The following is a 21,694-nucleotide window of genomic DNA, read 5'->3' as shown; positions in this document are numbered from 1 at the left end:
GTAACAGATTATTTGCCCAGGTCGATGGTCAATTTTACACCAAAAGCATACGGCTGATGGGCAAAGGCCGCTGCCGGCTGCTGCAACAGGGTAGGGGCGACACGGAACCCCAGGTCTTCGCCGATATCCCAGCGGTATTTGAGCATGGAGTTGACATAAGCCTCAATGCCGTTGATGCCCCACCAGGCAACGGTCAACAGCACCATGAGGTCGCGGTTCCGACGGTAATAATCCTTGGCCGCAATCATACGCTGTGTACCCTGGCTGTCCTTGGCTACATTGGGATACTTGGTGTTAGGGGGCTCGGCATGGTTGTTGGCCAGCCGGTACTGGACCTCGTGGAGGATCTCTCGGTAGTACCGGTTATTGAAATCAAACACCACCACGGTTGTGGCAAATCCGCCGTATATTACCGGTACTTTTATCCACCATAAACCGCCATTGGTATATTGGCCCCATCCGGGGAGGATAAGCGACCGTTTCCATGCCTTGCGGCTGAGTTCCTCGATGGCCAGTCTTGCCGAATCTTTAAATACCACAGGTTCCTGCTGTGCCGCTGCCTCCCGTTCGCGCCGTTCACGAAGCCTTCTTTCCCGCCTTGTTTCGGTATCCGCCGTATCCGCATCACTTACGGTATCACGGGCTACCGCCATCGACGTCGTATCGCGTTGCAGGGTGTCCGGCACCTGTGCCCGCAGCGTACCCGTTAACAACAGGGTACAAAGCATGGTGAATAGCAGGTGCAAGCGGTTCATCACCAATCTAATAATTCGAGAATCCGGTTTAAATCATCCTCCGAGTGAAAAGGGATTTCGATGGAGCCGTCCCCCTTCTTACCAGTACGCAACCGTACTTTGGTAGCAAACCTGGAGGCCAGGTCATCTTCTACTTTCTGAAATTGGAAGGACAGTGCCGTTGCTTTTTTGTTTTTGGCAGGTGTCCGAAGCTGCTGCAGCTCACGTACGAGTTCCTCCGTCTTCCGGACAGACAGCTCCTTTTTTACAATCTCCCGGAAGATATAAAGCTGTTTGTCGATTTCAGGCACATTAATCAGCGCCCGCGCATGGCCCATGCTGAGTTGCCCGTCGCGGATAGCCGCCTGTATTACCGGAGGTAATTTCAGCAGGCGCAGGTAATTTGCCACGGTAGACCGGTTTTTGCTTACCCGTTCACCGAGCTCCTCTTGCTTGAGGTGACATTCCTCAAGCATCCGCTGAAAACTTAATGCGACTTCAATCGCGTTCAGGTTTTCACGTTGGATATTCTCGATCAGCGCCATTTCCAGTAGCTGCTGGTCGTTGGCTGTACGGATGTATGCCGGTATTTCGGTCAGCCCCGCAAGTTTGGATGCCCTTAGCCTGCGTTCACCACTGATTAGCTGATACGTGCCGTTGTCCGCTTCGCGCACAGTGATTGGCTGGATTAGCCCCTGTAGTTTAATGGAAGCCGCCAGTTCACTAAGTGCCTCTTCGTCAAAATCTGTGCGTGGCTGGAACGGATTGATCGCAATCCTGGAAATGCTGACGAAACCAATGGAGCCCGCAGTGGGCTGTGCAGGTACCTCGCCGATCGACTGGTCTTCCGGTGTCCGTTGTGTTATTTCCGTGTCATCGAGTAAGGCACTAAGTCCTTTACCTAAACCTGTTTTTCTTTGTTGTGCTGCCATCTTATACGCTTACCTGTTCTTTCTCCTCTTTTACAAGACCATTTTTTTCAAGTATTTCACGGGCCAGGTTTAAATAATTGATCGCTCCTTTGCAGTTTGCGTCGTGCATGATCACCGACACACCAAAGCTGGGCGCTTCACTTAACCGGGTATTGCGTTGGATAATGGTGTCGAAAACCAGTTCATTGAAATGCGACCTCACTTCTTCGACAACCTGGTTGGACAGCCGGAGGCGGACGTCGTACATTGTCAGCAGGATACCCTCGATCTCCAGGTCCCTGTTGAGCCTGTTTTGTACGATTTTGATGGTGTTCAGCAATTTGCCGAGTCCTTCAAGGGCAAAGTATTCACACTGCACGGGAATAATAACTGAATTGGCCGCTGAGAGCGCATTAATGGTGATAAGCCCCAGCGACGGTGAACAGTCGATCACGATAAAGTCGTATTGATTCTTTAGCTGATCCAGCACGTGCTTCATTTTGTATTCGCGCTCATGCAGGTTAATCATCTCGATTTCGGCACCTACGAGATCAATGTGGGCAGGCAATAAATCCAGGTTCGGTGTGTCCGTGCGCTGTATGGCCTGCTGCGGATCAAGATCATTGATCAGGCACTCGTAAATGCTGGCTTTGATGGTACGCGGATCATACCCGATACCGGAAGTTGAATTGGCCTGTGGATCGGCATCTACCAATAAGGTTTTATATTCCAATACCGCTAGACTGGCAGCTAAGTTGATGGATGAGGTCGTCTTACCGACACCTCCTTTCTGGTTGGCTATTGCAATAATTTTACCCATGGATGATGACAAAAATAATGATTCGTTGGGGCCATATTCCTAAAGTAATCGCTAATTTGTACTTTTGGATCGTTCAACGCGAATAAGGGGCTAAGATACGAATTATTCACGATGCCTTAAAATGCAATATGCACGAATAAGCGCATGTTGCGTGTCCTTAAATAGATTCAAATGATCACAATTGTTTCGGGAACAAACCGCCCAAATAGTAATACGTTTAAACTGGCCAGTTATTATCAGCACCGGCTCACCGAAAAGCATGTGGCCTCCCATATGCTGTCGTTAGCCGACCTGCAGGCCAATTTTATTTCGGCGGAGATGTACGGAAAATGCAACGAAACGTTCCGTCCTTTCCAGGACCGGGTTACCGCTACCGAAAAATTTATCTTTATCATCCCCGAATACAACGGGAGTTTCCCGGGTATCCTGAAAACGTTCATGGACGCCTGTAAGTTTCCGGACAGCTTCTTCAACAAGAAAGCCGCATTGGTGGGCCTTTCCAGTGGTAAATACGGCAATATCCGGGGGGTCGACCACTTTACCGGTGTCTGCCATTATGTTCGCCTGAACGTGTTGCCGCTACGCATCCATATCCCGCATATTTTTAGCGAGTTTAACAGCGAAAACCGGCTTTTTAAAGAAGATACACTTCGGTTTACCGACGAGCAGATCGAAGAATTTATTCGGTTTTAGGAGTTCCGTTCCCTGCGTCTCCGTTCACCGGATCGCCCGTTACCGTATAAAAGCGTACCGTCCCCCATTCTTTCAGCTTATCGGCGAAATCGTCGGTCTTTCCGACCACGGTAATCTGTAATCCGGAGCCGTGGACATACTTCGCTGCCGCCGCATTGGTCTGTTCCAATGTCAGCGCATCGAGGTTTTTCAGGTAATTCTTATAATAGTCTTTTGGTAATTCCTGCAGCTCGGTATTGATGGCAAAACGGGCAATGGTAGCAGGTTGTTCCAATGACCTGGCAAAGCTGCCGGCCAGTGCAGCCTTGGCAAGATCCAGTTCGGCCTGTGTGATGGTGCGTTGTCCGAGGCGCTGCAGTTCATATACAAATTCGTGGACGGCACTGTCTGTCACGGCATTCCGTACACTGGCACTCGCATCCAGTGTGGCAATCAACTTGCCGGGGGTAATGCCGCCATATGCACCGTAAGTATACCCTTTGTCTTCGCGGAGGTTAAGAAACAGCCGGCCCGATGACCCGCCGCCAAGGACCCGGCTTACCACGTTCGTGGCGATGACATCCGGATCATTTGGTTTGAGAACAAAAGGGTATCCGACATGGATGACCGACTGGGCACTTGCAGGGCGGTTTACCAGGACTACGTTATTCTCCGCTGCTGTTTTGGGTAACGGCCATTCGTGATGGGGTACCGTCCCCTGCTGCCAGCCCGCAAAATGGCGATTTGCCAGTGCTTTCGCTTCATCCACGGTAATATCCCCAACAATGGCTAAATAGGCAATGTTGGGTTTAAAGTAGGTGTTGTAATAGCTTTTGATGTCCTCCACCTGGATGCGGGCAACCGTTTCCGCTGTTTCGGTTTCGCCGTAGGGGTGGTCCTTGCCGTACATCACAGCGTTCCGTACCACGCCTGCGATGCTGTTCGGATCGTCTTTGGCGGCAGTTAGACTAGAGATGAATTGCTTTTTTAGCTTATCCAGCTCACTTTGCGGAAAAGCGGGATTAAACAGGACATCGGTAAAAAGTTCGAGCAATTGATCATTATACTTTTTGAGCGACGATGCGCTGGCTGATGTTGCCGACACGCTGACCTGCGATCCAATGCGGTCAATTGCCTCATCAAGCTCGTCCTTGCTGCGCGAAGCCGTGCCGCCCATCATCATTTCACCCACCAAAGTGGTAATACCGGCTTTATCCCCTTCCAGAATGGGGTCACGGTCGAGTACCAGTGAATAGGTAACACGGGGCAGCTTGTGGTTCTCCACCACAAAAACGTTCAGTCCATTGGGTAGGGTAAACGTAACCGGATCGCCGATGTTGATTTCCGGAGCCGGACCCGGTTCGGGGTAGCTGCTGCGGTCTACCTGGGCAGCGATCGTTCCGATACCAACTAACATGAAGAATATGTAACTGCTGATCTTTTTCATTTTTTTCTATTTAATTGGTCATGGTCAACTTTATTGGTTCTGGGCAGCCGCTTTAGGCAGGTAATGCAGCACCACACGTCCGTCCCGGGCAAGGTATTGCTGCGCCACCCGCTGGATGTCTTCCCGCGTCACCCGGTCGTATTTTTCCATTTCATTGTTGATTTCATTGGCATCACCAAAAAAGGTCCATGCTTCGGCCAGGCTCTCCGCAATCCCCGCAACCGACGCGTGCTGACTGACAATGGCGTTTTCAATCTGTGCGCGGAGTTTCTGGAAATCTTCTTCGGTAATGCCGTGTGCAATCACCTTATTAATCTGTTCGTCTATCGCCTGCTCCAGGGTGTCTGCCGATACGCCCATATTAGCAATGCTATACAGCAGAAACACACCGCCGTCTTCGAGATCCAGCGGATAAGCGCCAACCGTAAGGGCCTTCTGTTGCTTGTCTACAATCTCTTTGGTAAGCAGTGAACTGTTACCTCCGGTCAGGTAGGTGGAGAGCATGTCCAATGCCGGACCGTCGGCGTGTTTTTTCGGCGGAAGGTTATACGCCTGGATCACGGCAGGCAGCTGGATATTGTCGTATACCGTATCGCGGATCTCCGCATTTCGCTTGGGTTCGATGACTGAAGGACGGACGATCCTGCCCGTTCCTTTCGGTATCTCCTCGAAATATTTCCTGATCCACGCCTCCGCCTCGGCATAGTCGATATCGCCGGCAATGGAAAGTACGGCGTTGTTCGGCACGTAATACGTCTTGTAGAACTGCATAAACTCATCCAGCGTTGCCGCATTCAGGTGTTCGATGGAACCAATCACCGTCCAGTGATACGGGTGTTTCTGGTGGGTGCGTTTGAATGTTTCCATCAGGATGGTGCCATAGGGCTGGTTGTCGTAGCGCTGCCGCATCTCCTCCTTTACCACACTTCGCTGGGTTTCGATGCCAATGGAGTCGATTTTTGCATGCAGCATACGCTCGCTTTCCATGTACAGTGCGGTTTCCAGGTAATTTGAGGGCACTACTTCATAATAGTAGGTAATATCGTTTGTGGTATAGGCATTGAGCGTGCCGCCGATCGATTCGATTTTCTTCATGTATTCGCCGCGGCCGATGTGCTCCGTGCCCTCGAAGAGCAGGTGCTCAAAAAAATGGGCAAAGCCGGTGCGTGATGGATCTTCGTTTTTGGACCCCACATGGTACATCACGGATACAGCCACAATCGGTGTGGTCGTGTCCTGGTGGAGCAATACCTCAAGGCCATTGTTAAGCCGGAACGTCTTGAAATCGATGTTGTTCTGGGCTGTTGCGCTGCTTAGCACACCTATGGAGGCACAGATGAAAGCCAATATGGTTTTTTTTATCATAACGATCATGCGGTTGCTGAAAAAGCTTGTTTGATTCAATGCAAGTTTACAATTATTTGGATACAAACCAGTGTGTTTTGTTACAATGGCACTGCAATCATTCGGGCGTACCGGCGAGTGTTTGGTAAATATCCAGCAGCAATACCCGGTTTACGGCTGCTGTGTAATGCTGTTCAAAACACACATAGGCCTCCCTGCCAATCGCGGCGCGATCAGTTCCGTCCAGTTCCAGCCATTCAGCTATCCGGCGCTGTAACCCCCGGGCATCCCCAGGGGCGAATAACCATCCGTTTTCCCCGTGTTTGATCATGGCGGCCATCGCCCCGAGATCGCTGGCTATTACCGGCGTACCCGAGGCAAATGCCTCAAGGAGTGTCATCGGCATACCTTCGTACCAGATGGACGGGAAAATCAACGCTGAACACACCGCCAGTTCCGCACGGATGCGCTGTGCATCGAGCGCGCCGAGGTAATGGATATGAAGGTATTGGTTACCGTAAGCCAGTACCTTGTCCTTCAATGGCCCATCGCCTGCAATCCGCAGTGTATGGCCGGTATGGGCGAATGCCTGCAGTAACACGTCAATGCCTTTTTCTTCGGCAAGCCGGCCCACGAACAGAAAATGAGTGCCACGGGGTTGGTCAGAAAGCGGAAATCCGGTTGCGAAGTTGGGTTTAACGGTAAATTTAGTTGCCGGTACCCCAAAGGAGGAATTCACGAAGCGCTGTTTTGCAAAATCGGTCAGTACCAGGTAACGGTCGACCTGGTTCCATGTTCCCAGTTGTTTATGGAGCCATACGGTCAGTGCCAGCCAGCCCGTCTTTATCCGGGAATGGCTGTGTACGCCCAACCGTACGGCCTTCCATGGAAAAGCCGTGTGCAAGCTTTCCGTAAATACCTTCCCGTTATGGAACAGTGTGGCCGATGGACAAAGCAAGCGGTAGTTGTGCAGCGTCATGACCACCGGTATTCCCCTTCGCTTGGCAATACGGATGGCAATCGGACCGATCGCGTAATGCAGGTTATGGATATGGATGATGGTTGGCGCGTGCTGCCTGATTGCCCGTTTCACGCGCTGGCCGGCCCAGATATTCCAGGGCGACCAAAGGGTCTGCCACAATCCACGCCAGCCCCTTTGGTTCCGGAAGGTAAGCGTTGAAACGGCTGCCGCGTCGCCCAGCAGGTCTTTTTCCTGTCCGAAAACGACGTCTTCACCCCCCGGGTGCTGGTAATGATTGTGGATGATTAATACGCGCATCAATGCAGGTGAATGGAAACAAAACTACAAATCGCCCTGCGAATTAAAAAATAGGATGCCCCTGCCCCGATTTTTATTTCCGCCCGAGAACCGCTATCTTTAATGCGGTAACCTAACCTGAAGAAGTCGACCGATAAACCTCATGCGATGGAAAAATGCTGCCTGGATTGCCAACAGCCTATTATTGGCCGGGCCGACAAGAAATTTTGCGATGATGCATGCCGGAGTAATTACAATAACCGCATGCGCAGCCGGGAAACGGCATACTTTCGAAAAATTAATCACACCCTTAAAAAGAACCGTAATATCCTTAAGGTACTGAATCCGGAGGGCAAGGCAAAAGTCGGCACGGGTGCCATGCGGGCCCTGGGGTTCGATTTTAAGCATATCACGGAGATTTATACCACCAGGCAAGGCAGCCAGTACCGGTTTTGCTATGAATACGGTTATCTGTTGCTGGAAGACAACCGGGTATTGTTGGTGAAACGCGATGTGCCCTTAACCTGAATGCGGTTTTCGCGTGCATCCCCTTCATCCTGTATTGATGCGCTTTTCCTATCTTTGCCGGATGGAACGGAATACCTTTGCGGATTTTAAGTTCAATAAGCAGCTCCTGAGCGCGATTGAAGAAGCGGGCTATACTGCGCCTACGGCCATCCAGCAGAAAGCCATTCCGCCGGTGCTGGCCGGGCAGGACGTAATGGGCATCGCCCAGACCGGCACAGGGAAGACCGCTGCATTTGTGCTGCCGCTACTGATGAAGCTGAAATATGCACAGGGCAACGATCCGCGGGCGCTGATCCTGTCGCCCACCCGTGAACTGGCCATGCAGATCGAGGAAAACATTCGCCTGTTTGCCCGATATACCGACCTGCGGACGGTCGTCTTATACGGAGGGCTCGGCCCGAAAACACAGATTGCCGAACTTGATAAGGGGGTGGATATCCTCGTGGCTACACCGGGCCGTTTCCTTGATCTCTACCTCGCCGGGCATATCGTTACCAAATCGCTGAACGTACTGGTGATTGACGAGGCGGATAAGATGATGGATATGGGTTTTATCGGCAAGCTGCACCGCATCCTGGAAGTGGTGCCCCGGAAACGGCAGAACCTGCTGTTTTCGGCAACCATGGGCGAGCTCGTGCACAAGATTGCGGGCGATTTTCTGGCTTTCCCAACCATCGTGGAGGTAACGGAGCAGGCCACACCGGCACAGACGGTAACACAGGCGCTCTATTATGTGCCCAACCTCAAAACCAAGATCAACCTGCTTCAGCACCTGCTTAAAGACGATGAAGCGCTGCATCGGCTTATTGTTTTTTGCAAAACCAAGGCGGTAGCCGACCAGGTGTTTCATTTTCTTGAGCGCAGGTACGGGGCAGACAACGTAAGGGTCATCCATGCCAATAAAGGACAAAATACACGGATCAATTCGATTAACGCATTTAAGGCCGGTGAAATCCGGATCCTGGTGGCCACGGATGTAGCCGCAAGGGGACTGGATGTCAGCAATGTGAGCCACGTGATCAATTTTGATGTGCCCATTGTTATCGAGGATTACGTGCATCGCATCGGCCGTACGGGCCGCGCATTCCAGACCGGCGACGCCATTACGTTCTGTAACCCTGCCGAGGCCTATTATATCCATAAGATCGAAAAGCTTATCCGGCAGCAGATCCCGGTGTCGGATATACCGGAAGGTGTGTTTATCGAACAGACCGGGTTCGAGGAAAGACAGGCCATTGCACGGGAAATTGACAACCAGAAAAGGAAGGAAAACCCCGAATTCAAGGGAGCCTTCCATGAAAAGAAAACCACAAATCAGAAGTCAACCGGCGGTCATGCAGGAGCGTTTCAAAAGCATAAATCCCGGACACGCAAGCCGAAGCGATGAAGTCCATGCGAATTACCCCGTTAAATATTGCTGCCGCGTTACTGATGACCGGAATCCTATGGCAGCTGCTGATGAATGACAAGGGAATAGCCGGCATTGGCTGGTTTTTGTTACTTTTGCTGGTGCTCGTCGTAGCAGACCAGTTTTTCCGCCTGATGCTGCGCCGGTTGAAGCGAATCTGGATCGCCGAAGCCATTTTTATTGTGATGGTGGTATTGGTCATCTGGTTCATCAGGGTTGGGTGATTATTGTTAAAGAACAAGTTATATAGATGAAACCTGCAAAGCAAGCTTCATCGCCGTTAAAGAACAAGTTATATAGATGAAACCTGCAAAGCAAGCTTCATCGCCGTTAAAGAACAAGTTATATAGATGAAAAAGGCAGAGATAAAACTGACAATTGAGCTGGACGAAAATAACGTACCCGACCAGATTACCTGGGAATCTACCGATGGGGAAAATAAAGAAGCCCTGCCGGCGAAGGCCCTGTTCCTGTCGCTTTGGGATCACCAGTATAAAAATTCGCTCCGCATTGACCTGTGGACCAAGGATATGCCACTGGATGAAATGAAGCGGTTCTTTTATGAGACATTGCAGACCATGGGCGACAGCTTCATCCGTGCTTCAGGCGACGACGCCATGGCGAAAGCCGTAATCGGTGACCTGCGCGACTACTGCGAGCATTTCGCTGAAAAGATGGAAGTGGTGCAGAAGCAAAACTAACCTGAAATAGATCCGGTCATGAATTATTTTTTAGTAAAATCGGAACCGTTTAAATACAGCTGGCAGCAATTTCTTAAAGATAAGCGTACCTACTGGGACGGTGTACGTAATTACCAGGCCCGCAATAACCTCCAGGCGATGAAGGAAGGCGATCTGGTTTTATTTTACCACAGTAACGAGGGCAAGGAAGTGGTTGGCATTGCTAAAGTGGTAAAGGAGGCCTATCAGGATCCCACGACGGCAGATGAGCGGTGGGTGGTGGTGGATTTATCTCCGGTGGAGACCTTAAAAAAACCGGTCACACTGGAAGTCATCAAAGCAGATGAACAATTGCAGGATGTTGCATTGGTGAGGCAGGGTAGGTTATCTGTCATGCCGCTTACGCGGGCACATTTCGATCGCATCATTGCGCTGGGCAACGGATAACGTTAATCTTTAACCACCTCTTTAAAGAGGTTTTGGAGTTCCTTTGCGTCCTTCGGTTTGAGTTTTCCGGCCAGCACCAACCGCAGTTCCCGCCGGTATAATGCTTCATCGTACAGTTTTTGCTCTTCCGCAGTTTCGGGTATGAGCCGGGGAACAGCCATGGTCTTACCCTGTTCGTCGATGGCCACGAACGTGTAAAAAGCTTCATTCGATTTTACCCGTGTGGCCGAAGGAATGTTCTGCGCCCACACGGTAAGCCGAACCTCGACCGACGTGTTGAATGCCCGGGTCACCTGCGCCTCGATGCTAATGACATCGCCCAGCTTGATGGGGTGCTTAAATGAAACGTTGTCCACAGAAGCGGTTACCACAATGCGGTTGCAATGTTTCTGGGCCGATATGGCGGCGGCAATATCCATCCAATGCAACAGGCGCCCACCCATTAAATTATTGAGTGGATTCGTGTCGTTGGGCAATACCAACTCATTCATGATCGTGAATGATTCACGGGCAAACTTCTGCTGGCTCATGCTGCAAAGATGGGATTAATTTTTGTCTTTCGCATCTTTTGCCCGTAGCTGGCGGTCGACCACCGCCAACCCTTCCTGAAAGCTGTGCGGCGCATAACCCAGTATTTTTCGCGCTTTATCCAGGTGAAATCCGGTACGTGCAGGCCGTGGTGCCGCCTGGCTCAGCGTAGTGGAGCTGATCTGTTTGATGAGCGATTTATCCAGCTGCCAGTAATCGGCAACAGCTGCCACCAGTTCGTCGATGGCAAAGAAATCTTCCCCTGAAATATGAAAAACACCTTCGACACCCTTGGCAGCCGCCAGCAGGCAGGCCTGCGCCAGGTCTTCAGCCAGGGTGGGCATGCGCCATTGGTCGTTTACCACATTCAACGGTTGGCCTTTTTCCAGTGCGCCCTTGGCCCACAGCACAATGTTGCTGCGGCTCATGTCGGCCACTACGCCGTATACCAGTATCGTACGGAGGATGGTCCACTTGCACGACGATTGCCGGATCAGGTGTTCCGCATCCAGCTTGCTCTGGCCGTATAAACTCAGCGGGTTGGGCTCATCGTCTTCCGCGTATGGGCCATGCTGGCCGTCAAAAATAAAGTCGGTTGACAGGTGGATGAAATGAATACCCAGTTCCTCGCATAATGCCACCAGCTCCTCTACCGTATCGACATTCAGCCTGCGGCATCCGGCCGGGTCCTGTTCGCAGACATCCACATGGGTCATGGCCGCCGTATTAACGATCACATCGGGCCGTTCCTGTGTAATGACTTCCCGTAGCCGTTGTTTATCCAGTATGTCCAGGTCGATATAGCGGTAACCTGTACTGACCGGGTGCCGGTTTTCACCACGGGAAGTAGCGATTAAGTCAATCTGTCCGTCTTGCAGCGCCAGATCGGTGATCTTCTGGCCCAGCAGACCGTTGCTGCCGGTAACCAGTAGGCTAAATGTTGAACGTGTTGATGTCATATGCGGTATTTAATATAATAGCGTTAATCCGCCGTGGTAAACGGCAGTTTGTTTTTTTCCATGGCCCGCTCAATAAGCTGTATTCCCAGGTCCACAATTTGGGCCATCGCCCGGTAATCAATCTTTTCCGGATCATCGCCCGGGGCGTGGTAATCGGGATGCCCACCGGTATGGAAAAACAATACCGGGACGGATGCCATGTAAAATGAATGGTGATCGGAGCCTCCTTTTCCGGCGTTGTCGGTAAAATACCGGATAGGGGTCTGTATCCCTTCAACAATTTCGGGCCAAAACGGACTCGTGCCATACCCACCGATACCGAGTCCACGGTCTGGCTGATACCGGCCGATCATATCCATGTTAAACATGAAATGAAGCCGCTGCAGGGGTACGGTCGGATGTTCGACAAAATAGCGGGAACCCAATAAACCAAGCTCTTCTGCGGAAAACGCGATAAATAAAAAGTTATAGGGTTCTGTTTTGTTATTCTGGCTGAAATAACGGGCAAGTTCAAGCAATCCTGCCACACCTGATGCGTTGTCATCGGCCCCGTTATGGATTTTACCCGACGGCTCCGGATCTTTTGACCCTCCCTGCATCCCTAGGCCCAGGTGGTCGTAATGCGCACCAATGACAATGGTATAAGGCGCCCTGTTATCAATGAAGCCAAGGAGGTTACTCGCCCGGCGGATAGGGTCTTTAACCACTACCCGGCTTACCTTGGCCGTAAAAGGCTGGTCGTATTGCCGGTGGGGACCGCCGGGTGCCAGCCCGTATTCCTTGAATTGGCCGACAATGTAGCGGGCGGCTTTCCGCAGTTCCCTGCTGCCGGTGCCACGGCCCTGCATGTTGTCCGAGGCCAGTTGTTCAATGTGGGTGCGGATCAGCTGCTTGTCGGCATGCTGGGCAGCTGCGGTAAGAGAACCACTGCACAGCATCCATAACAGGAAAAAAAAACCGTTGGGCCGTTTCGTGGGATAAGCCTTTTTCATCGGTCTTAATCTTCTACCACCTCGCTGTTGTAGCTCGCCGGCTCCACAACCTCTTCCTTGAAATAACGTTTCTGATAAATTAAGATAAGGATTACACCAACGGTAATCGCCGAATCGGCAATGTTGAACACAGGTCTGAAAAAGAGGAAATCAGACCCGCCCCATATCGGGAACCAGTCAGGGAAATTGCCCTTCACCAACGGGAAATACAGCATATCCACCACTTTACCGTGGAATAAACCCGAATAACCGCCTTCGATCGGAAACAGCCGGGCTTTCTCAAACCAGGTGCTCTCACTGAACAGCATGCCATAGACGGTCGAGTCAATGATGTTTCCGAGCGCTCCGGCAAAAATCAATGCCACATTGAGGATAAACCCCCTGTGGTATTTGTTTTTGACCATGTAATGCAGGCCGTATGCAATGCCGATCACCGCCGCGATGCGGAACAGGGACAGTGCGAGTTTGCCGGTTTCGCCGCCGAACTCCAGGCCAAAGGCCATGCCGTTATTTTCCGTAAAATGGATGATAAACCAGTCGCCCAGTATTTTATACTCCTGTCCGAGTGTCATATTGAGCTTGATCCAGAACTTAACAAGCTGGTCGATCAGCAGGACAGACAGAACGAGTATAAGCGGTTTGGTATAGCCTTTCATGGTTTAGCGGTTCGCACTTAGCCGTTAGCGATCAATGCCGCAGGTTGATTCCGCGACTGATAGGCCAACAGCTAATGGCTATTAATACTGTTTCATCTTCGCTTCCATGCTTAACGTGGTATGCGGTACCGCACGGAGCCGTTCTTTCTGAATTAATTTACCCGTTTCGCGGCAGATGCCATAGGTCTTATTTTCGATACGAACCAATGCAGCCTCCAGGTTGTCGATGAATTTCTTCTGGCGGGCTGCCAGCTGGTTGGTCTGCTCTTTTTCCAGGGTAGCCGAACCATCTTCTAAGGTCTTAAACGTACCTGCCGTATCGTCAGTCCCATTGGCATTACTGCTGTTCAGCGAGTTGGTCAATGCTGCCAATTCTTCTTTGGCTATGCGGAGTTTTTCCAGAATGATTTCCTTGAATTCCTGGAGCTCCACATCACTGTACCGTGTTTTTTCGCTACTATTTGCCATAATTTACACTTTTTCAATTAATACATTTAATTCCTGCTCCCCGATTGCTACGGTATCTCCTGAAGGGAGGTCATCCTCGAATAGCAAAGAGTCTGCCAAGATCTCGGTACGAATATAAGATAAATTCGCCGTTGCTGCCTCGGTGATTTCGGGGATATTGCTTGCCCGCACCGCTATCCGGTCGGTTACTTCCAGCCCGCGTTCCTTGCGCAGGTTCTGTATCCGGTTGACGAGTTCACGGGAGATTCCCTCGCTTTTTAATTCGGGAGTCATGTTGATATCCAGCGCTACCGTGAGTTTGCCTAAGTTGGCCACCTGCCAGCCGGCTACGTCCTCTGCGATGATTTCCACGTCGGAAGCCTGTACGGTGTAAGGGGTGTTGGGCAGCGCGATGGCTCCTTCCTGTTCAAGTACGGCGATTTCCGCAGCGCTGAGTGATTGAATGGCGCTGGCTACCGTTTTCATGTCTTTGCCCACTTTGGGTCCAAGCGTCTTGAAATTCGGTTTTATTTTCTTTTTGATGATACCGGATGTATCGGTAATGAATTCGATGGCCTTGATGTTGGTTTCCGATAAAATCAGTTCCTTAACGTGTGTTACATGCTCCCGGAACTGATCGTCCAGCACCGGCAGGAGGATCTTGTTGAGTGGCTGCCTTACATTGATGCCCGTTTTCTTGCGTAGCGAAAGCACCAGTGAAGAGATGTCCTGTGCAAGGCTCATCTGCGCTTCCAGTCCCTTGTCGACCAGCTCGGCATGATACGCCGGGAAATCGGTCAGGTGAACGGATGCTGCCGTGTTTTTTCCGGTAACCGCGTCCAGGTCCAGGTACAGGCGGTCGCTGAAGAACGGTGCGATCGGTGACATCAGCTTGGCAACGGTATCCAGGCAGGTATACAGCGTCTGGTAAGCAGAAATCTTATCTTCACTGTATTCGCCTTTCCAGAAGCGCCTGCGGCACAGCCGTACATACCAGTTACTCAGGTGTTCATCAACAAATGCCTGGATGGCACGTGCCGCCCGTGTCGGTTCAAAATCCGCATAGTATCCGTCAACCTCCCGGGTCAGGCTATTCAGCAACGAGAGAATCCACCGGTCGATTTCGGGGCGTGCCGCCGCCGGCACGTCTGCTTCTTTATAGGTGAATTTATCGATGTTGGCGTACAGGGCAAAAAAGGCATAGGTGTTGTACAGGGTGCCGAAAAACTTACGGCGGACTTCATCCAGGCCTTCTTCGTTAAATTTCAGGTTATCCCAGGGCGACGCATTGGAGATCATGTACCACCTGGTAGCGTCGGCGCTGTGTTTTTCAATGGTAGTAAAGGGGTCCACCGCATTTCCCAGCCGTTTGGACATTTTGTTGCCATTCTTGTCCAGTACCAGCCCGTTGGATACCACATTCCGGAAGGCCACGGATCCGCGGAGCATGGTGGATATGGCGTGCAGGGTGAAAAACCATCCCCGGGTCTGGTCTACGCCCTCGGCAATGAAATCTGCCGGATACGCGTCTTCAAACCCAGCGTTAAACGGTGTATCGCTGCCGGCAGCCAGCTTTTCCTTGTCGAGCCCCCATTGCGCAAACGGCATGGCGCCACTGTCGAACCATACGTCGATCAGGTCCGGTTCACGGAACAGTTTCTGGCCGCCGTCTGATACAAGTACCAGGTCGTCTACGTACGGGCGATGCAGATCCAGCTGGTCTGTGCCGAACCTGCTGAGGTAATCCCGCAGTTTTTCTTTTTCGGTTTCGGCCAGCACCGTGGAAGCGAGGCTGCGCTCGATATGTGCTTTCAGCTCGTCGATCGAGCCGATACAGATTTCCTCGTTTTCGTCCTCGCTCCGCCAGATCGGGAGCGGTGTGCCCCAGTACCGTGAGCGGGAGAGGTTCCAGTCGACCAGGTTCTCCAGCCAGTTGCCGAAACGGCCCGTGCCGGTGGCTTCGGGCTTCCAGTTGATGGTTTTGTTTAAGGCTACCAGCTCATCCTTAACGGCGGTGGTGCGGATAAACCAGCTGTCCAGCGGATAATAAAGTACCGGCTTGTCTGTGCGCCAGCAGTGCGGATAGCTGTGCTCGTATTTCTTAACCTCAAAGGCTTTGTTTTCCTCCTTGAGTTTGATAGCGATCAACACGTCGGTGGATTTGAAATCGGCACCGGCCCGCGTCGCATCGTCGTAATATTCTTCCTTGACAAACCTGCCGCCGAATTCGCCGATCTCCCTGACAAACCTGCCGCGCTTATCGACGATGGGCACGTCTTTGCCATTTTCATCTTTTACAAATACACCCGGTATCCCGTTTTCCCTGCTTACACGGAAGTCATCCGCCCCGAATGTGGCCGATGAATGCACAATACCCGTTCCGTCTTCTGTCGTCACAAAATCGCCTGCAATCACCCGGAAGGCATTGGCTTCCAGGTCGGCATTGGTAACATAGGGCATCAGCTGGTGATAACGGAGGTTCAGCAGCTCACTGCCCGAAAATTCCGCACGGATTTCCCAGGGGATTAACTTATCGCCATGCTGGTAATCCTGGAAGGCAGCATGCTGGCCTTCCGGTTTGAAGAATTTACCCACCAGGTCCTTGGCCAGTACCACGCTGACCGGTTCAAACGTATAGGGATTGAACGTGCGGATCTTTACGTAGCGGATGGTATTGCCCACCACCAGCGCACTGTTCGCCGGCAATGTCCAGGGCGTGGTCGTCCAGGCCAGAAACGCGGTATCCTCATTTTCGTCTTCAAACAGGGTGCCCATGGCTGGGTGAACCTGATCCTTTTTAATGCGGAATTCCGCCACGATGGTCGTGTCCTTAAGCTGCTTGTAGGTTCCCGGCTGGTTGAGTTCGTGCGAACTCAAACCGGTACCCGCCGCCGGTGAATAGGGCTGGATGGTATAGCCCTTATATAGCAGTCCTTTTTTATGTAGTTCCTTGAGTATCCACCACAGGGTTTCGATGTATTCGGTTTTGTAGGTGATGTAAGGATGTTCGAGATCTACCCAATACCCCATTTTTTCCGTGAGGTCGTTCCACACGTCCGTATATTTCATCACCTCCTTACGGCATGCCGCATTGTAATCGGCCACGGATATTTTTTTACCGATATCTTCCTTGGTAATGCCCAGTGTTTTTTCCACGGCAAGCTCAATGGGCAGCCCGTGGGTATCCCAGCCGCCTTTACGCTTTACCTGGTAGCCCTTGAGTGTTTTGTAGCGACAGAAAATATCTTTGATTGCACGGGCCATCACGTGATGTATCCCCGGCATGCCATTGGCAGAGGGGGGACCTTCGTAAAACGTATAAGGCTTGTCGGCCGGCCGGTTGCGGATACTTTTCCCGAAAATATCCTCCGTTTGCCAGCGTTCCAGTATTTCCCTGCCGATTTCGGGCAGATTCAGTTGCTTATATTCCTTGTACATCGCTATCGTTGTCTACAAAACCACGTGTCAGCGCCGGCTGACCGGATGGATTTATCGCATTAAAAACAATTACGCTAATAAAATGAGGATGCAAAGATAACGAATTTGCATGAAAACTGGAAGCTGTCCGGTGGATGTGGCAGGCCGGGTAACGACCTTTCCCTCATTATTTTCCCCCGATGTTATTCGACAGGTGTTCGAGTGCGCTTCGGGACTTGTTCGGGTGCTGTTCGACCCTGCTTCGAGGCTTGTTCGAGTGCTGTTCGACACGGCTTCGAGACTTCTTCGAGTGCGCTTCGGGGCTATTCGGCGTGCAATGCATTGCATTCCGAACACCTGCGAAGGACTTCCGAAGCCATGTCGAGGAAATCCCGGAGCAGGAACGAAGTAAATCCGAATAAGTATCGAATAAATGCCGAAGAAAGGTGAAACGGAGTCCGGGTTTGCCGCTATGCCAGGATGGAACGGCACCCTTTACTGTCCGCTTGCCGGGGGTTGCAATAGGTGTGCCCGCAGCCGGTTACGCTGAAAATGATGACCCGCATCCGCAGGTGCTGCTGGCATTGGGATTGTTGAATATAAATCCGCGGGCATCAAGGCCGTTTTTGAAGTCGATTTCCATTCCGGCCAGGTATAACCCATGTGCCTTGTTCATGAATATCCGGACTCCCGAAATGTCGTATTCGGAGTCACCGTCTTTCTTTTGATCAAACCCGAGGATGTAGTTCATCCCTGCACATCCACCGCCTTCCACGCCGACGCGCAGACCAAAGTCATCTGAAATTTCCTGTTGCTCTTTCAGCTTTTTGAGTTCGTTAATGGCGCCCTCCGTTATGGTCAAGGGTGCCGGCGATGTCAATGTTGCTGTACTCATATCACTGGCCTGTTTAAATTATATTCATACAAAATTACATAAAAATGCCCACTTTTGTGTGAGTTTGTGGATTTTTACGTTCTGCAAACAAAAGAAACTGAACGGATAATGGACATCGCCGCATTTTTTATCGACCTTATAAAATATACGCTGGCCGGCAGTTTGGTGCTCGGTGCGGCTTACTGGATATACTGGCCACGCTACAACCAGCATGTTTTCCGGTTGAAGATGCTGGAACTGAAGCGCGAGACCAAAAAGGAATTGCTGCCGCTCCGGTTGCAGGCCTATGAACGCATTGTACTTTTCGTCGAGCGGATCAATCCGGTCAACCTCGTTGTACGGCTGCATGAACCGCAGCTCAGCGCAGCGGATTTCCACCAGCTGCTGCTGCGGGAAATCCGTTCGGAGTACGAACATAACATCACCCAGCAACTGTATGTGAGCGACCGCGCATGGGGCGTCACCCGGCAGCTCAAAGACCAGACAGTAGCCCTGATCCGCAACGCTGTGGCGGGTTTGCCGGACACGTCTTCTGCCAAGGAACTCAGCACAACGATACTCTCGCATCTTTCACAGCTTGAGGACGATCCATACCGAACCGCCCTTGGGATAATAAAAAACGAATTGCCGGAATAATGGTGCGGATGAACTATTAATATTGAGTTCAAAATCATATCTTTGCGCAACTTTTAAGTTATTTATTTTTTCTTTAACACCATAATGAAAAGGGACACAACCATCTTCAATCTGATTGATCAGGAGCTCAAACGCCAGGAGGAGGGCATTGAACTCATTGCATCGGAGAATTTCGTGAGTAAACAGGTAATGGAGGCCGCCGGTTCGGTGCTGACCAATAAATATGCCGAAGGGCAACCCGGCAAGCGCTATTACGGCGGTTGTGAGGTGGTTGACGAGGTAGAAAATCTTGCCATTGAACGGGCGAAGCAGCTTTTCAATGCGGAATGGGTGAACGTACAGCCGCATTCGGGCGCACAGGCCAATGCCGCGATGTTTCTGGCGATCCTGAATCCGGGAGATAAGATCCTGGGTTTTGACCTTTCGCACGGCGGGCACCTGACCCATGGTTCGCCGGTCAATTTCTCTGGTAAATTATACCAGCCGTTTTTTTACGGTGTAGATAAAGAAACCGGACTGATCGACTATAAGCAGCTGGAGGAAACCGCGCTGCGGGAAAAACCGAAGGTAATCATATGTGGTGCTTCGGCATATTCACGCGATTGGGACTATGCATTTATCCGCCGTGTGGCCGATGAGATCGGCGCTTTGCTGGTGGCTGATATCTCACATCCCGCCGGCCTGATTGCCCGGGGATTGCTTACGGATCCGCTGCCACATTGCCATATCGTATCAACTACCACCCATAAGACCCTGCGCGGCCCGCGTGGGGGCCTGCTGATGGTGGGTAAGGATTTTGAAAATCCATGGGGAATCAAAACACCCAAAGGGGAAACCCGCAGCATCACATCCCTGCTTGACCTGGCTGTTTTCCCGGGCACACAGGGTGGACCGCTGGAACACATCATCGCAGCTAAGGCAATTGCTTTTGGAGAAGCTCTGAGCGATGAATACATGGAATATATTGTACAGGTGAAGAAAAATGCGGCAGTGCTGGCACAGGTATTCATCGATAAGGGATACGACCTGATTTCCGGCGGCACCGACAATCACCTGATGCTGATAGATCTGCGGAACAAGGGCATCAGCGGCAAAGCTGCGGAAGCTGCGCTTGGCAAAGCAGGGATTACCACCAACAAGAACATGGTGCCCTTTGACGACCGGTCACCATTTGTTACTTCTGGAATCCGCCTGGGTACGGCCGCTATCACCACGCGGGGCGTCAAGGAATCGGAAATGCTGGAAATTGCCGAGTTTATCGACGTGGCCCTACTGAAGCATGACGACGATGCCGCATTGCAGAAGATCCACAATAAAGTAAAAGACATGATGGCGCGGTACCCGCTGTATAAATAGCCACGTGCCCCAATAGCCCCCTGGCTTTTTGCAGTTCACCGCGAAATCCAGGGGGTTTTCAAAAGTTAAAAATCAATAAAGCCTTTGATTTTCTGAAAATTTTCCTTTGCTTTGAAAAGCATTGGAGTGCACAGGTGAACTTTTAACCCCAAAACCATAGGAGAGCGCATATAGAAAATACGACTACAAGAGAAGAATTACTTATTTGTTGAAAATAGTAAAAAGGCGAAAAGTAGCGTATATGAAGCTTGAACAAAAGACAGACCGGGAGCTTATCCGGCTTTATGTGTCTGGTAACGAAGCGGGATTAGAGGGCTTGATAGACCGATATAAATCCAAGATCTACACATCCATTTATTTACTGGTAAAGGACGAATACCTGGCTGAGGATATTTTCCAGGATACGTTTATCAAAGTGATCAACACCCTCCGGGAGGGCCGGTATAATGACGAGGGAAAATTTTTGCCCTGGGTGGTGCGCATCGCACACAACCTGGTTATTGACCACTACCGGAAGGAACGGCGCGCACCCACCATAGTGAATGCCGATGGGTTTGATATTTTTGATATTCTCCATTTTGCTGATGAAAGCATGGAAAGCCGGATGATCCGCGAACAGACCTATAAGGACCTGCGCAAAATGATCCAGCTGCTCCCCGACGACCAGAAGGAAGTGCTTATTATGCGGCATTATGGCGAAATGAGCTTTAAGGAAATTGCCGACGTCACGGAGGTAAGCATTAATACGGCATTGGGCCGGATGCGTTATGCGCTTAACAACCTGCGGAAGATGATGTACGGTAAGGAGCTGGCTGTGCGTATCGGATAACACCTGCGATTACCCCGCCGCTTAATTAAATAATTTTCCCTGTGTCAGGCGTGGTACCGGACCGCCAAACGTAAACCGTCGTACGCTTCGGTACGCGTTTGTACCTACGCGCCGTTTAAGCAGCAGCATTTCTTTTGCCCGGAAGCCGCCGTTATAGGGAATGCGGCTCCAGATGGCCCAGGCCATGTCACATTGGGTCGGGGTAAGGCGCCGGGCGATGGTAATGTGCGGCTTTGTAACAAAAAACGGGGTGCCCCGGTTCTTGCTGTATACATACGGCCGAAGCTCTGCCTTCCTGTTGGATACAATGTCCAGAATGGGCGACCTGTTTTTTACGTCGATGTATAATGCGTGACCGAAATTGCCAAACCCCTGCAATTCGACGCCAAAAGGGGCAACCGTTGCCGATATGGCTTCCAGTTTCCGTACGATCAGCCGTTCGTAGCTTTCATATTGCAAACACCGCATCAATGTGAGGTGTGCTTTGGTGATGATGGCATTTTCAAAACGGTGCCGCTGCTTAAAAAGCCGTTTCAATGATTGAATTTGCTGCCTGACCCCGGGTTCCGGCTCAATAATCAGGAGATACTCGTTCAGGTTTAGTCCGTGGAATTCCATAATGGCTTATGTTTATACTAATATTTTTAGTAAAAGTATAAACAAAAAAGCACATGTCAAAATTTTTAGCATACTTTTACCGGACCGGGGCAGTGGGATTGCGGGGATATTG

The 21,694-nt window shown here is 51.1% G+C and carries 23 protein-coding genes; 9 read left to right on the top strand and 14 right to left on the bottom strand.

Annotated features, from left to right (window positions below; all coding sequences use genetic code 11):
* Positions 1-8: 8 nt before the first annotated feature.
* From NEV57_RS05155 to NEV57_RS05145, 3 genes are read right to left on the bottom strand one after another with little or no spacing between them, the layout of a single operon-like run.
* Positions 9-755: a DUF5683 domain-containing protein gene (locus NEV57_RS05155; RefSeq protein WP_257657234.1), complete on the bottom strand. Its 747-nt coding sequence runs from the start codon at positions 753-755 to the stop codon at positions 9-11.
* Entirely contained in the window at positions 755-1,666 is a 912-nt protein-coding gene (locus NEV57_RS05150; protein WP_257657233.1) for a ParB/RepB/Spo0J family partition protein, read from the bottom strand. Before NEV57_RS05150 ends, NEV57_RS05155 begins: the two co-directional genes overlap by 1 nt.
* A 1-nt stretch (position 1,667) precedes the next feature.
* The gene (locus NEV57_RS05145; protein WP_257657232.1) at positions 1,668-2,465 is read right to left on the bottom strand and encodes a ParA family protein; all 798 of its coding nucleotides are present in this window, start codon (positions 2,463-2,465) and stop codon (positions 1,668-1,670) included.
* Positions 2,466-2,636: 171 nt separating this feature from the next.
* Here NEV57_RS05145 and NEV57_RS05140 point away from each other — a divergent pair, with 171 nt between their 5' ends.
* Positions 2,637-3,158, top strand: a complete 522-nt coding sequence (locus tag NEV57_RS05140; RefSeq protein ID WP_257657231.1) for an NADPH-dependent FMN reductase — start codon at positions 2,637-2,639, stop codon at positions 3,156-3,158.
* On the opposite strand, the gene NEV57_RS05135 is transcribed toward NEV57_RS05140, so the two are convergent.
* The 3 genes from NEV57_RS05135 to NEV57_RS05125 form a co-directional block, all read right to left on the bottom strand.
* Positions 3,145-4,584 carry a M16 family metallopeptidase gene (locus NEV57_RS05135; RefSeq protein ID WP_257657230.1) on the bottom strand — a complete coding sequence of 480 codons (1,440 nt, stop codon included), beginning with the start codon at positions 4,582-4,584 and terminating at the stop codon, positions 3,145-3,147. The two genes, NEV57_RS05140 and NEV57_RS05135, sit on opposite strands and share 14 nt — an antisense overlap.
* Before the next feature lie 30 nt (positions 4,585-4,614).
* The gene (locus tag NEV57_RS05130) at positions 4,615-5,949 is read right to left on the bottom strand and encodes a M16 family metallopeptidase (RefSeq protein WP_257657229.1); all 1,335 of its coding nucleotides are present in this window, start codon (positions 5,947-5,949) and stop codon (positions 4,615-4,617) included.
* Positions 5,950-6,046: 97 nt separating this feature from the next.
* Positions 6,047-7,207 (bottom strand): glycosyltransferase family 4 protein, encoded by a 1,161-nt coding sequence (locus NEV57_RS05125; protein WP_257657228.1) that lies wholly within the window; start codon positions 7,205-7,207, stop codon positions 6,047-6,049.
* A 147-nt stretch (positions 7,208-7,354) separates the two neighbouring features.
* On the opposite strand from NEV57_RS05125, the gene NEV57_RS05120 reads away from it, so the two are divergent.
* The 5 genes from NEV57_RS05120 (at position 7,355) to NEV57_RS05100 (ending at position 10,249) form a co-directional block, all read left to right on the top strand.
* Complete coding sequence (locus tag NEV57_RS05120; protein WP_257657227.1) at positions 7,355-7,714, top strand: hypothetical protein; 360 nt, start codon at positions 7,355-7,357, stop codon at positions 7,712-7,714.
* 61 nt (positions 7,715-7,775) lie between these two features.
* Positions 7,776-9,101: a DEAD/DEAH box helicase gene (locus tag NEV57_RS05115; RefSeq protein WP_257657226.1), complete on the top strand. Its 1,326-nt coding sequence runs from the start codon at positions 7,776-7,778 to the stop codon at positions 9,099-9,101.
* On the top strand, positions 9,098-9,346 hold the full coding sequence (locus NEV57_RS05110; RefSeq protein WP_257657225.1) for a hypothetical protein: 249 nt from the start codon (positions 9,098-9,100) through the stop codon (positions 9,344-9,346). The genes NEV57_RS05115 and NEV57_RS05110 overlap by 4 nt, the downstream gene beginning before the upstream one ends.
* A gap of 126 nt (positions 9,347-9,472) precedes the next feature.
* Positions 9,473-9,823 carry a gliding motility protein GldC gene (gene gldC / locus NEV57_RS05105; RefSeq protein ID WP_257657224.1) on the top strand — a complete coding sequence of 117 codons (351 nt, stop codon included), beginning with the start codon at positions 9,473-9,475 and terminating at the stop codon, positions 9,821-9,823.
* 18 nt (positions 9,824-9,841) lie between these two features.
* Entirely contained in the window at positions 9,842-10,249 is a 408-nt protein-coding gene (locus NEV57_RS05100; RefSeq protein ID WP_257657223.1) for an EVE domain-containing protein, read from the top strand.
* A 2-nt stretch (positions 10,250-10,251) separates the two neighbouring features.
* Here NEV57_RS05100 and NEV57_RS05095 read toward each other — a convergent pair whose 3' ends face one another.
* The 7 genes from NEV57_RS05095 to NEV57_RS05065 all read right to left on the bottom strand — a co-directional run bounded on the left by NEV57_RS05095 (position 10,252) and on the right by NEV57_RS05065 (position 18,143).
* Complete coding sequence (locus tag NEV57_RS05095; protein WP_257657222.1) at positions 10,252-10,779, bottom strand: acyl-CoA thioesterase; 528 nt, start codon at positions 10,777-10,779, stop codon at positions 10,252-10,254.
* Positions 10,780-10,794: 15 nt separating this feature from the next.
* Positions 10,795-11,736 carry an SDR family oxidoreductase gene (locus tag NEV57_RS05090; protein WP_257657221.1) on the bottom strand — a complete coding sequence of 314 codons (942 nt, stop codon included), beginning with the start codon at positions 11,734-11,736 and terminating at the stop codon, positions 10,795-10,797.
* A gap of 23 nt (positions 11,737-11,759) precedes the next feature.
* On the bottom strand, positions 11,760-12,728 hold the full coding sequence (locus NEV57_RS05085; protein ID WP_257657220.1) for a M20/M25/M40 family metallo-hydrolase: 969 nt from the start codon (positions 12,726-12,728) through the stop codon (positions 11,760-11,762).
* Between the two features lie 5 nt (positions 12,729-12,733).
* Positions 12,734-13,384, bottom strand: coding sequence for a lipoprotein signal peptidase (locus NEV57_RS05080; RefSeq protein WP_257657219.1), 651 nt, complete (start codon positions 13,382-13,384; stop codon positions 12,734-12,736).
* Between the two features lie 81 nt (positions 13,385-13,465).
* On the bottom strand, positions 13,466-13,852 hold the full coding sequence (locus NEV57_RS05075; protein ID WP_257657218.1) for a TraR/DksA family transcriptional regulator: 387 nt from the start codon (positions 13,850-13,852) through the stop codon (positions 13,466-13,468).
* 3 nt (positions 13,853-13,855) lie between these two features.
* The gene (gene ileS, locus NEV57_RS05070; protein WP_257657217.1) at positions 13,856-17,269 is read right to left on the bottom strand and encodes an isoleucine--tRNA ligase; all 3,414 of its coding nucleotides are present in this window, start codon (positions 17,267-17,269) and stop codon (positions 13,856-13,858) included.
* 520 nt (positions 17,270-17,789) lie between these two features.
* Complete coding sequence (locus tag NEV57_RS05065) at positions 17,790-18,143, bottom strand: HesB/IscA family protein (protein ID WP_257657216.1); 354 nt, start codon at positions 18,141-18,143, stop codon at positions 17,790-17,792.
* A 108-nt stretch (positions 18,144-18,251) separates the two neighbouring features.
* Here NEV57_RS05065 and NEV57_RS05060 point away from each other — a divergent pair, with 108 nt between their 5' ends.
* The 3 genes from NEV57_RS05060 to NEV57_RS05050 all read left to right on the top strand — a co-directional run bounded on the left by NEV57_RS05060 (position 18,252) and on the right by NEV57_RS05050 (position 20,964).
* Positions 18,252-18,779 (top strand): DUF7935 family protein, encoded by a 528-nt coding sequence (locus tag NEV57_RS05060; protein ID WP_257657215.1) that lies wholly within the window; start codon positions 18,252-18,254, stop codon positions 18,777-18,779.
* Positions 18,780-18,863: 84 nt separating this feature from the next.
* Positions 18,864-20,135 carry a serine hydroxymethyltransferase gene (glyA, locus tag NEV57_RS05055; RefSeq protein ID WP_257657214.1) on the top strand — a complete coding sequence of 424 codons (1,272 nt, stop codon included), beginning with the start codon at positions 18,864-18,866 and terminating at the stop codon, positions 20,133-20,135.
* A gap of 241 nt (positions 20,136-20,376) precedes the next feature.
* Complete coding sequence (locus NEV57_RS05050; RefSeq protein ID WP_257657213.1) at positions 20,377-20,964, top strand: RNA polymerase sigma factor; 588 nt, start codon at positions 20,377-20,379, stop codon at positions 20,962-20,964.
* Between the two features lie 21 nt (positions 20,965-20,985).
* Here the strand turns inward: NEV57_RS05050 and NEV57_RS05045 are convergent, their stop codons facing one another.
* Complete coding sequence (locus tag NEV57_RS05045; protein ID WP_257657212.1) at positions 20,986-21,582, bottom strand: 2'-5' RNA ligase family protein; 597 nt, start codon at positions 21,580-21,582, stop codon at positions 20,986-20,988.
* Positions 21,583-21,694: the final 112 nt, after the last annotated feature.

It is taken from the genome of Parapedobacter lycopersici (assembly GCF_024643285.1).
Lineage (GTDB): Bacteria > Bacteroidota > Bacteroidia > Sphingobacteriales > Sphingobacteriaceae > Parapedobacter > Parapedobacter lycopersici.
Note: the sequence above shows the minus strand (reverse complement) of the source record. Positions and strands in the feature narration are given on the sequence as shown.

Coding starts and splice junctions, on each gene's coding strand:
- NEV57_RS05155 (WP_257657234.1), bottom strand. CDS start 755: ATGAACCGCTTGCACCTGCTATTCACCATGCTTTGTACCCTGTTGTTA.
- NEV57_RS05150 (WP_257657233.1), bottom strand. CDS start 1,666: ATGGCAGCACAACAAAGAAAAACAGGTTTAGGTAAAGGACTTAGTGCC.
- NEV57_RS05145 (WP_257657232.1), bottom strand. CDS start 2,465: ATGGGTAAAATTATTGCAATAGCCAACCAGAAAGGAGGTGTCGGTAAG.
- NEV57_RS05140 (WP_257657231.1), top strand. CDS start 2,637: ATGATCACAATTGTTTCGGGAACAAACCGCCCAAATAGTAATACGTTT.
- NEV57_RS05135 (WP_257657230.1), bottom strand. CDS start 4,584: ATGAAAAAGATCAGCAGTTACATATTCTTCATGTTAGTTGGTATCGGA.
- NEV57_RS05130 (WP_257657229.1), bottom strand. CDS start 5,949: ATGATAAAAAAAACCATATTGGCTTTCATCTGTGCCTCCATAGGTGTG.
- NEV57_RS05125 (WP_257657228.1), bottom strand. CDS start 7,207: ATGCGCGTATTAATCATCCACAATCATTACCAGCACCCGGGGGGTGAA.
- NEV57_RS05120 (WP_257657227.1), top strand. CDS start 7,355: ATGGAAAAATGCTGCCTGGATTGCCAACAGCCTATTATTGGCCGGGCC.
- NEV57_RS05115 (WP_257657226.1), top strand. CDS start 7,776: ATGGAACGGAATACCTTTGCGGATTTTAAGTTCAATAAGCAGCTCCTG.
- NEV57_RS05110 (WP_257657225.1), top strand. CDS start 9,098: ATGAAGTCCATGCGAATTACCCCGTTAAATATTGCTGCCGCGTTACTG.
- gldC (WP_257657224.1), top strand. CDS start 9,473: ATGAAAAAGGCAGAGATAAAACTGACAATTGAGCTGGACGAAAATAAC.
- NEV57_RS05100 (WP_257657223.1), top strand. CDS start 9,842: ATGAATTATTTTTTAGTAAAATCGGAACCGTTTAAATACAGCTGGCAG.
- NEV57_RS05095 (WP_257657222.1), bottom strand. CDS start 10,779: ATGAGCCAGCAGAAGTTTGCCCGTGAATCATTCACGATCATGAATGAG.
- NEV57_RS05090 (WP_257657221.1), bottom strand. CDS start 11,736: ATGACATCAACACGTTCAACATTTAGCCTACTGGTTACCGGCAGCAAC.
- NEV57_RS05085 (WP_257657220.1), bottom strand. CDS start 12,728: ATGAAAAAGGCTTATCCCACGAAACGGCCCAACGGTTTTTTTTTCCTG.
- NEV57_RS05080 (WP_257657219.1), bottom strand. CDS start 13,384: ATGAAAGGCTATACCAAACCGCTTATACTCGTTCTGTCTGTCCTGCTG.
- NEV57_RS05075 (WP_257657218.1), bottom strand. CDS start 13,852: ATGGCAAATAGTAGCGAAAAAACACGGTACAGTGATGTGGAGCTCCAG.
- ileS (WP_257657217.1), bottom strand. CDS start 17,269: ATGTACAAGGAATATAAGCAACTGAATCTGCCCGAAATCGGCAGGGAA.
- NEV57_RS05065 (WP_257657216.1), bottom strand. CDS start 18,143: ATGAGTACAGCAACATTGACATCGCCGGCACCCTTGACCATAACGGAG.
- NEV57_RS05060 (WP_257657215.1), top strand. CDS start 18,252: ATGGACATCGCCGCATTTTTTATCGACCTTATAAAATATACGCTGGCC.
- glyA (WP_257657214.1), top strand. CDS start 18,864: ATGAAAAGGGACACAACCATCTTCAATCTGATTGATCAGGAGCTCAAA.
- NEV57_RS05050 (WP_257657213.1), top strand. CDS start 20,377: ATGAAGCTTGAACAAAAGACAGACCGGGAGCTTATCCGGCTTTATGTG.
- NEV57_RS05045 (WP_257657212.1), bottom strand. CDS start 21,582: ATGGAATTCCACGGACTAAACCTGAACGAGTATCTCCTGATTATTGAG.